Raw genomic sequence first — 7953 nt, forward strand, 5'->3', positions numbered from 1 at the left:
CACCGTAAAATTACCCGCCGTGGAAGTAGATAAAAGCTTTTTTCGTATTGGCATTTTCAGGGATGTATTGTTCCATTTTGACATTTCTATGCCAATATTCGATATCACGTTCAACGGTTACTACATTAGTAGTCGTTAGATCTTCTGAAGTAACGGTCCCGCCAGCACGTAATTGGACCAAGTCGTCATCTAAAGCCGAGACTGTTTTAAATTTTTCCAAACTTGGTAGTAATAAAGGACTGTATTCACCGCCGTTGATCGTGTCGTCAACGGGTTTGACTATTTTGTCTAAAGGATCATTTAAAGTTTCGATACAATTATTTTTTAAGACTTCTAAAGTTTGTTTATATGCCATTTTTCTGTTCTCCTTGAACATGATTAAACCTCTTCGATAGAAGCATCTTTCAAACCATTTGCTTCTGCTTTGTCATTATCTTCAACTGATAATTGTTTTTCGTCTAAGTTGTAGAAGCGCATCATTGTAATAACAACGATTGATAAGAGTACAGGGATCCAAATAAAATTGATACTGATAGCACTGAGTGCTTTGGCACTTTGAACGGTAGCGCTGGATGAAAATCCGCCCCAAGCTAGGACCCAGCCGGAGACTGCTCCACCAACGCCCATGCCAATTTTAGCACCTACCATCGGGATCGATGATAAAAAGCCTGGTTCTTCGATTTTCTGAACGACACGTGAGTATTCCACGGTATCGGCGATCATGACGAAAGATAGTGTAAAGACGCCACCCATCGTGATCATTGAGATGATGTTACCGATGAAGAGCCAAGTTACGTTGCCTGAATTGATACCAAGAGGTGAAATTACTTGGCCAATGATGAAAGCTATTAAGATACCAGTCATAATGGAACGGTTGTTGAATTTTTTAGCGAGGATCGGGACTAGTAAGTTCCCAATTACTGAGGTGATAGTGAAGGCCATCAGTAAACTGAAAACTTTTTTAGCATCGTAAACGTAAGTTACGTAAAAAACAGTGGCCGACATTCTTGTTACCCAGAATGTTTGGATCAAGATCAGACTGACTGATAGGATCACCCAAGGACGATTTTTAAAAGCACCTTTGAAGGATTCTTTGATCGAAAGGTGACCTTCGATTTGGTCGGCTTCATTTTCTGATTCTTCCAGTGGCTGTTCACGTAAATTGATGAAGGCTGAGAAGAAAAGGAGCATGATGACACTGCCGATAATGATGCCCCAGATCATCCAGGCTGTTTCACTATTTTGACCACCGAGCATGTTGATGATCGGTAATGTGATCGCAGCGATCACGGTCGTTCCGATGTTAGTCATTACCATTCGAGCACTAGCTAAGTTGGCGCTTTCTTCTTTGTTTTTAGTCAAACTAGGTAGGATCGCCGTGATCGGGGTGTTAGCACCTGAGTAAACTAAACTGAATAAGGTGTAGACAACGCTGATCCAGATTTTTTGAAAGAGCTCGTTGCCTCCAAAACTAGGGTTGATGAAGAGTAACATGGCTAAGATCCCCAGCGGGACGCCGAACCATAAGAAATAAGGACGGGATTTGCCGTATTTTGATTTGGTGTGATCAATTAAGTAACCAAAGAACATACCGTCAAAAGCATCGATAAAACGAACGACGAGAAATAATGTTCCTACAAATGCGGCGGAGATATTTAGGACTGTGGTGTAATAGAACAATAGGTATAGCCCAACCATTTGCCAGATCAGGTTTCCACCCATGTCGGTAGCTCCGTAAAATATGCGCTGTTTCCATTTGCTCCAGGTCATTTGTTTTTCCTCCTGTGTTGTCCCTGTAATCGTATACATATAATAATAAATATTTTCCTATAAATTAATGCCTTAGATTGCGCAAATAGTTACCTTTTTTGACATTTGGTATAGGGAAGTATAGATCTAAGAGAGCAATGGCAGACAGTGGCGTTTTACTTGGATGGAGCTTTGTTAGTCTAGTTAGTGGGGTAGAGGTAGTATTTTGGTTGATACGTTCAATGCCGACTCCGGGGCCCGGGGATACGTTAAAGGAACGTAAGTGCTAACGCACTTGCGCAACCGGTTATGGTGGTGTCTACGCCACCGAACAACTAAGGTCGGGAACGTACCCGACGCGATTTTGAGCTACCTGGGAAGTTCGCCCAGGCATCTCAAAACTCGGTCTTTCTCTAAGCTCCTCCGTCGCCAAGAGGAATTTGGGTACTGAGGTCTGTATTCCCGGGCCCCTCCGTCTAAATAAAGATATAACTTCCCCCTTTTTGTTTAGTTTTACCGATTTATTTTGTACAAGTTGGCACTGTTTGCCCGTCCTATTTCTCACATGTCTATCTCAGTTGCTATTATTGTTGGTAAAATTAAGTGCAAGGTAAAGGGCATTTTATTGGTGATTGAAAAATTCTAGACTTAAAAACCCCCTGGCGAATAGCCAGGGGGTTATGTGTTCTTATTTATTTTAAGGTCTCATTCAAAATTTCAATTTTATATGATTTTTGCTCTTAAAAAAGTGGTAGTGGGGCTAAGTAGTCGATGTCGGTTCTGTTTGCTGCTTCGCCCTCTGCTAAGATGGACATTTGTTTGACTACGGTTGCTCCTGCTTTTTTTAGGAGTAATTTTGCCGTGTTTAGTGAGCCGCCGCTGCTGATTACGTCGTCTACTATGACTACTCGCTTGTTGCGGATCAATGCCGCGTCGGATCTATCTAGGACTAATTTTTGATTGGCGCTGGTGGTGATGGCGTGGACGGATTCGGTCAGAGGATCGTTCATGTAATCTTTGACGCTTTTGCGTAAGACTATGAAGTGGGGGTGATTGGTTTGGTCGCTTAATTCTTGTGCTAACGGGATTCCTTTACTTTCCATGGTTACTAAGTAGTCAAAGTCCACGTTTGCTAGTTTTTGACCTAATTGTTTTGCGGCGTAGCAGGTTAATTCGGCATCTCCTAGTAATACGAATGAGGCGATTGTTGTTGTTGGGTTGATTTTGATCAGTGGTAATTCTCGTTTTAATGGTCCGATCGTTAATTCGTATGTCTTTGTCATAATTAGATCCCCAATCCTAATAGTGGTAAAACGAATTTTAATAATGCACCGCTTAATAGTCCGATGAATGGATCTACTAGTGCTGTTACTACTAATGTTATGCCGGCGACTGTTGATAGTGGACCGTGCATTGCTGTTGCAGCATTTTCTGGAAAAATTACGATTGCTCCTAGAACTAATAAAAAGCCTGCTATTGAGGCACTGGGTACATACTGGCCTATTTTTGGCAACCATCCTAATAGCAAGATCACTGCCATGATCAGCATCATGATTATACCGGCGACTAATGGTTCTGGAGCACTGGCTGTTGCAGATATGATCGTTTCTACGGGTGCACCACCGAGTAAACTGGTTCCGAAGTCGGCTAGTGCTTGAGTGCTAGTTAATAAATTCAAATCTACCGGGTTAGGTTTTTGGCCAGTCATTTGGCCCGTGATCAAACCGTAGGAAATGTTTGCGCCGATATTTAAACAGGCTAAACTGAGGGCACCACGTAAGACTTTGAGGCTGATCAGCGGTTTGACAAATTGGAACTTGCGCGCTGTAACGTGGTCGGGTAAAGTGACTCGATAATGTTTAATGAAAACGGCATAGAGACTAGTTCCGATCACTGAAATGGTTATAGTCCAGACGAGATCGTGACTGATAATATACATTATCGTTGCTAGGCCAATAGATATCCAACCGAAATGGGATTTTTCCTTGGCCATTTGCAGGGCAATTTTTGCTAACATCAAACCAACACCAGCCATCATTCCAGACATGATCTGAGTGCCAAGGACATCAACGATCCTTGTCAATGTACCAGTTAAACCGATGATCAGCATAATGGAAGCACCGAAGAAGATAATTGACGAACGTTCACGGAGATCCTTACCGAGATCCCCCGTTAAGGCTAATGATTCCGCTTGAAACGAAATCGGAGCAACTGACCCGGCAACGCCGTTGACTAGTGAGGCTAATCCGAATGAAAAAGCAGTCGGGAAAACGGCAAATCCTAGCGTCATTGCCATGATCCCTTGAGGTATCCCGTTTAAAACAACGCCGATAGCGGCAAGTAGATCAGCTAACCAATGCAAGATAATTCCACCTTTACTGTTAATACGAACAATATACTATATAAATTAGGGTAAATCCAGTTTTACACTGTTGATAAACGTATATTATAATTTTATTTCCCTATAGTGTTCGTTTAAATTTTCAGAGAGGAATATTAACGTTTATCTTATTTGGTCATCATTATTTTTATTAATATTACAAATTGACCGAAAAAAACCTCCAGACTTATAAAATCGTCTAGAGGTTTTTTGTTCAATTTTTGATTGTTGATTTTTTTCCAGGAACTAAATGCTTATTTCTCTGTTACGCAATCCTTGACTAAGAATTCTTCTCCACTGATGAATACTTTAGCTTCCGGTCCTTCAAGCAATTCAACATTGGTGTCGTTATGCGTCAAAGTGACTTTAAAGAGGTTATTTTGCAGACGGATCCTGAAGGATAAGGCGTTCCATTGTTTTGGTAAGTTGTTAGTTAAATGAAGGATGCCGTTTTCTTGAGTCATACCAGCAAATCCGGCTGTCAAGGCTAACTAGCTGCCTCCTAAGTTGGAGAGATGGAGTCCGTCTTCGGTGTTTCCTTGGAGGTCAGTTAAATCCATTGTGGCCGTAGCCATGAAATATTGGTAGGCTTGCTTGTAATCATTCAGTCTGGCTGCTACCATACTGAAAACTGATCTGGATAAGGATGAATCGTGGGTGGTGATTTTTTCGTAGTAATCATACTCACGTTTTAGCTGATCTTGGTTAGTATCTTGTGGGAACAAGAATTCAGCCAAGATAGTATCCGCCTGTTTAGCTACTTGGTGGCGATAAATTGTTAGGGGATGATAGTGCAGCAACAGTGGATAGTTTTCTTTTGGCGTTGTATCAAAAGGCCAAAGAGGCTTGCTGAAAAAGCTGTCATCTTGAGCATTTATTTGTAGATCACTATTGAATGGCAAGTAGATAGCTTGCGATATCTCACTGAATCGATGAAGCTCTTTTGTCGTTACATTCAATTGTTCAAATTTTTCTGGAGCTAGAGCGTGGGCTATTTTGCCTAATCTGACAGCGAGATTGAGATTATGCTTGGCGATCCGATTAGTATAGTAGTTATTGTCGACCATGACCGTGTATTCGTTTGGACCAGTTACGCCAGTGAATTCAAAGCGCTTTTGATGATCGATCTCACGGTAATGTCCGAAATTGACCCAAAATCTAGCCGTTTCTAAAACTAATTCGAAGCCCTTTTGAATCAACCAATCATTGTCGATGGTAGCTTCGTAATAGCGGTTAGCAGCGTAAGCAATATCGCCATCGATGTGATATTGCGCTGTTCCTGCTGGGTAATAAGCTGAGGCTTCTTGACCGTTGATAGTCCGCCATGGGAATAAAACACCGTGATCAACGCCTAAAGTTTTGGCTTGTTTTTTAGCTTGATCGAGGGTGTTGTAGCGAAAATCCAACAAGTCGCGGGCAACTTTAGGATCAGTATATGTGAAATAAGGTAGGAGGTACATTTCCGTATCCCAGAAATAGTGACCTTCATAACCGCTGCCACTGAGCCCTTTGGCGGGGATATTGGTCTGACCATCGCGACCAGCTGATTGGTTCAGCTGAAAGAGATTGTAACGGATCGCTTGGGTCAATTTATCGTCGCCATCGATCTCGATCTGGCTATTGTGCCAGATTTCTCGCCAATATTGTTTGGAACTTTCAGCGATACTGTCAAAACTGTAGTTACTCAAATCGATTGCGGGAGTTTTTTGATGATAGTCGATGTTGGAAACACCAGTGATGTAAGTGGCCACGCCGTTATTCTGGTTAAGGTCGAATTCCCAATCGTTTAGTGTGCCGGAAAAAGCTGAAATGGCCATGGCAATAGCCAATTTACTATTGTGCGTTTTGATGAGTATTTTGTTTTGAGTAGCATCATCGACAATAGATGTGATGTTCAAATTTTTTATTTGACGAGCTTTACGAGGATCGTCGCTAGAATCAGCATTTTTGACAGTCTTTAGAGGCTTAGTAACTTTGATCTTGCCAGCATAACTATTTTTGACAAACTCATAACGCAAAGCTAATGCCGTTTGATCAGTTTGGTCGATAACTGAACTTAAGTTCAAATAAATCGAGTCGTTATCTTTGGTCGATAACACATAAGACTGATTCAATAATCCCGTTTCTAAATTTAAGTCAGAAACTTTCAAAACTGATTTTTCAAACAACTTGCCGTCGCTGGTTTCGACAGATATTTGTCTTAGATCAGGTAAATTGACGATCGTTTGATGATTTTTCGCGTAGCCGACCGCCGATTCACCGTAGACGATGGGATTGCTTTCGTAATAACCGTTGACTAAAGTGCCACTACTCGGGCTGGGGTCGATCGGATCACTGGCACGAATGCCAAAATGCCCGTTTGCTAACGAATAGATAGTTTCTAAGTATGGTGGTTGATGATTTTTTAAGTCAGTGAGACTAAGAACGTTCAAATTTGCCATGAAATACCTCCCTCAAGGCTATTATTTGTATCATGAAATTGCTTACAATATCAATTTACAGTATTTAAAAAAAATTCCAATCCACAATTTAGTTGGAATAATTACCTTTTTTAACATCAGTGAATCTATCTTAGTCGCTTTCTCAAAAATTTCAACGGGTTAAACTATCTTTTTTGCAAACTTCTAAGAATTTTGATGACGATATTCATTGGGAGTCATTTCAAAATGCTTCCTAAATAGCACGAAAAAGTTTTTATTCGAGCCAAAACCAGTTCCTTCAGCAATTTCATGAATCGGCTGATCCGTTTGACGCAACAGCTGAGCAGCCTTAGTTAAGCGAGTTTGAACCAAATAACTCTTCGGAGAGACTCCAACATATTTTTTAAAAATCCGAATCAAGTGAGCTTCCGAAATATGGTGTTCCTGACTGAGCTGAGCTACAGTAATATTTTCTGAATAATTGTTCTGCATCTGCGACATGATCGATTGGATCATCAAGGGCGAGCCAAGCTTCAAAGAACCGGAATCCTTCTCTTGAAACCGACTCATCTCCTTCAAAACAAACGCAGCCACATAATGCAACGCGCTGATAGTCTGAACTTGTTCTTGAATATCCGGTTTCTTAGCCCGTTTATATTCAACAATTTTTTCCAAACCAAGCTGCAAGCTGGAAAACTTTGGATCAGTCAGATCAAGCGGACCAATTTCGAAATGAATTTGATTAAAGTCATCGATCTGATCAAATAGCCAATTCAAAGGCAGCAACAAAGTCAAAATTTCGTTTCGAGGATCGACCACAGCATTGAAACTATGAATAACATTAGGACCAATAACGAAAAATTCATGAGCTGTAAGCTGAAATTCCTGTCCATTGATCCGCGTCTTCCCAGGTTCCCCCTTAACGACGTAACACAATTCGATCGAGTTGTGCCAATGCGACATAACGTCCTTAATTTTCCAAGCAGGATCAGTATGAAGAAAAACCTTAACTGGAAGCGAGTCGTCAAAGATAACATTTTCATAATAAGCAGGCATATTATAGTTTCTCCTTTATTGTTGGAGGTTATTAATATGATTATATAACATTGTTGGGGGGGGGGAGGTTCATTCCCGGTCCTGTGGGGGTTCCGGAAATATCGCTGTGGAACGGTGTGGACGTCGATTTGAGCTCCTCGAAGAAACCCACTTCGACGATCTCAAATACGAGTCTTCCACTAAGCTCCTCCGTCGCCAAGTGGAAACAGATTAAGATAGGTGAGTAAGTTAATTCTTGACGGAGAATTAATTTACTCACCTTTTTTTGATAAGGTGAATGTGAGATGTACGCCGTAAGTGAAATTGGCACTTGATGCCGTAGAGGAAACTGGCCATTTCGCTAAGGTC

General features: G+C 41.3%; 8 protein-coding genes. 1 reads left to right on the forward strand and 7 read right to left on the reverse strand.

Features of this window, described 5'->3' with window-relative positions:
- Nucleotides 1-10: 10 nt before the first annotated feature.
- Nucleotides 11-355 (reverse strand): hypothetical protein, encoded by a 345-nt coding sequence (locus tag EKM78_RS05690; protein WP_125770264.1) that lies wholly within the window; start codon nucleotides 353-355, stop codon nucleotides 11-13.
- Nucleotides 356-378: 23 nt separating this feature from the next.
- Nucleotides 379-1770, reverse strand: coding sequence for an MFS transporter (locus EKM78_RS05695; RefSeq protein ID WP_125770266.1), 1392 nt, complete (start codon nucleotides 1768-1770; stop codon nucleotides 379-381).
- Between the two features lie 137 nt (nucleotides 1771-1907).
- Between EKM78_RS05695 and EKM78_RS13265 the strand changes: the two genes are divergently transcribed.
- Nucleotides 1908-2039: a hypothetical protein gene (locus tag EKM78_RS13265; protein WP_281273596.1), complete on the forward strand. Its 132-nt coding sequence runs from the start codon at nucleotides 1908-1910 to the stop codon at nucleotides 2037-2039.
- 450 nt (nucleotides 2040-2489) lie between these two features.
- Here the strand turns inward: EKM78_RS13265 and EKM78_RS05700 are convergent, their stop codons facing one another.
- The 5 genes from EKM78_RS05700 to EKM78_RS05720 all read right to left on the reverse strand — a co-directional run bounded on the left by EKM78_RS05700 (nucleotide 2490) and on the right by EKM78_RS05720 (nucleotide 7605).
- A complete protein-coding gene (locus EKM78_RS05700) occupies nucleotides 2490-3032 on the reverse strand; it encodes a phosphoribosyltransferase family protein (protein WP_125770268.1) in 543 nt (180 codons plus the stop codon).
- Between the two features lie 2 nt (nucleotides 3033-3034).
- Complete coding sequence (locus EKM78_RS05705; RefSeq protein WP_125770270.1) at nucleotides 3035-4111, reverse strand: NCS2 family permease; 1077 nt, start codon at nucleotides 4109-4111, stop codon at nucleotides 3035-3037.
- A gap of 272 nt (nucleotides 4112-4383) precedes the next feature.
- Entirely contained in the window at nucleotides 4384-4614 is a 231-nt protein-coding gene (locus EKM78_RS05710) for a glycosyl hydrolase family 65 domain-containing protein (protein WP_125770272.1), read from the reverse strand.
- A gap of 6 nt (nucleotides 4615-4620) precedes the next feature.
- Entirely contained in the window at nucleotides 4621-6570 is a 1950-nt protein-coding gene (locus tag EKM78_RS05715; RefSeq protein WP_125770274.1) for a glycoside hydrolase family 65 protein, read from the reverse strand.
- Between the two features lie 183 nt (nucleotides 6571-6753).
- Entirely contained in the window at nucleotides 6754-7605 is an 852-nt protein-coding gene (locus tag EKM78_RS05720; RefSeq protein ID WP_125770276.1) for an AraC family transcriptional regulator, read from the reverse strand.
- Between the last annotated feature and the right edge of the window lie 348 nt (nucleotides 7606-7953).

The sequence above is a fragment of the Companilactobacillus furfuricola genome, from assembly GCF_003946325.1.
Taxonomy (GTDB): domain Bacteria; phylum Bacillota; class Bacilli; order Lactobacillales; family Lactobacillaceae; genus Companilactobacillus; species Companilactobacillus furfuricola.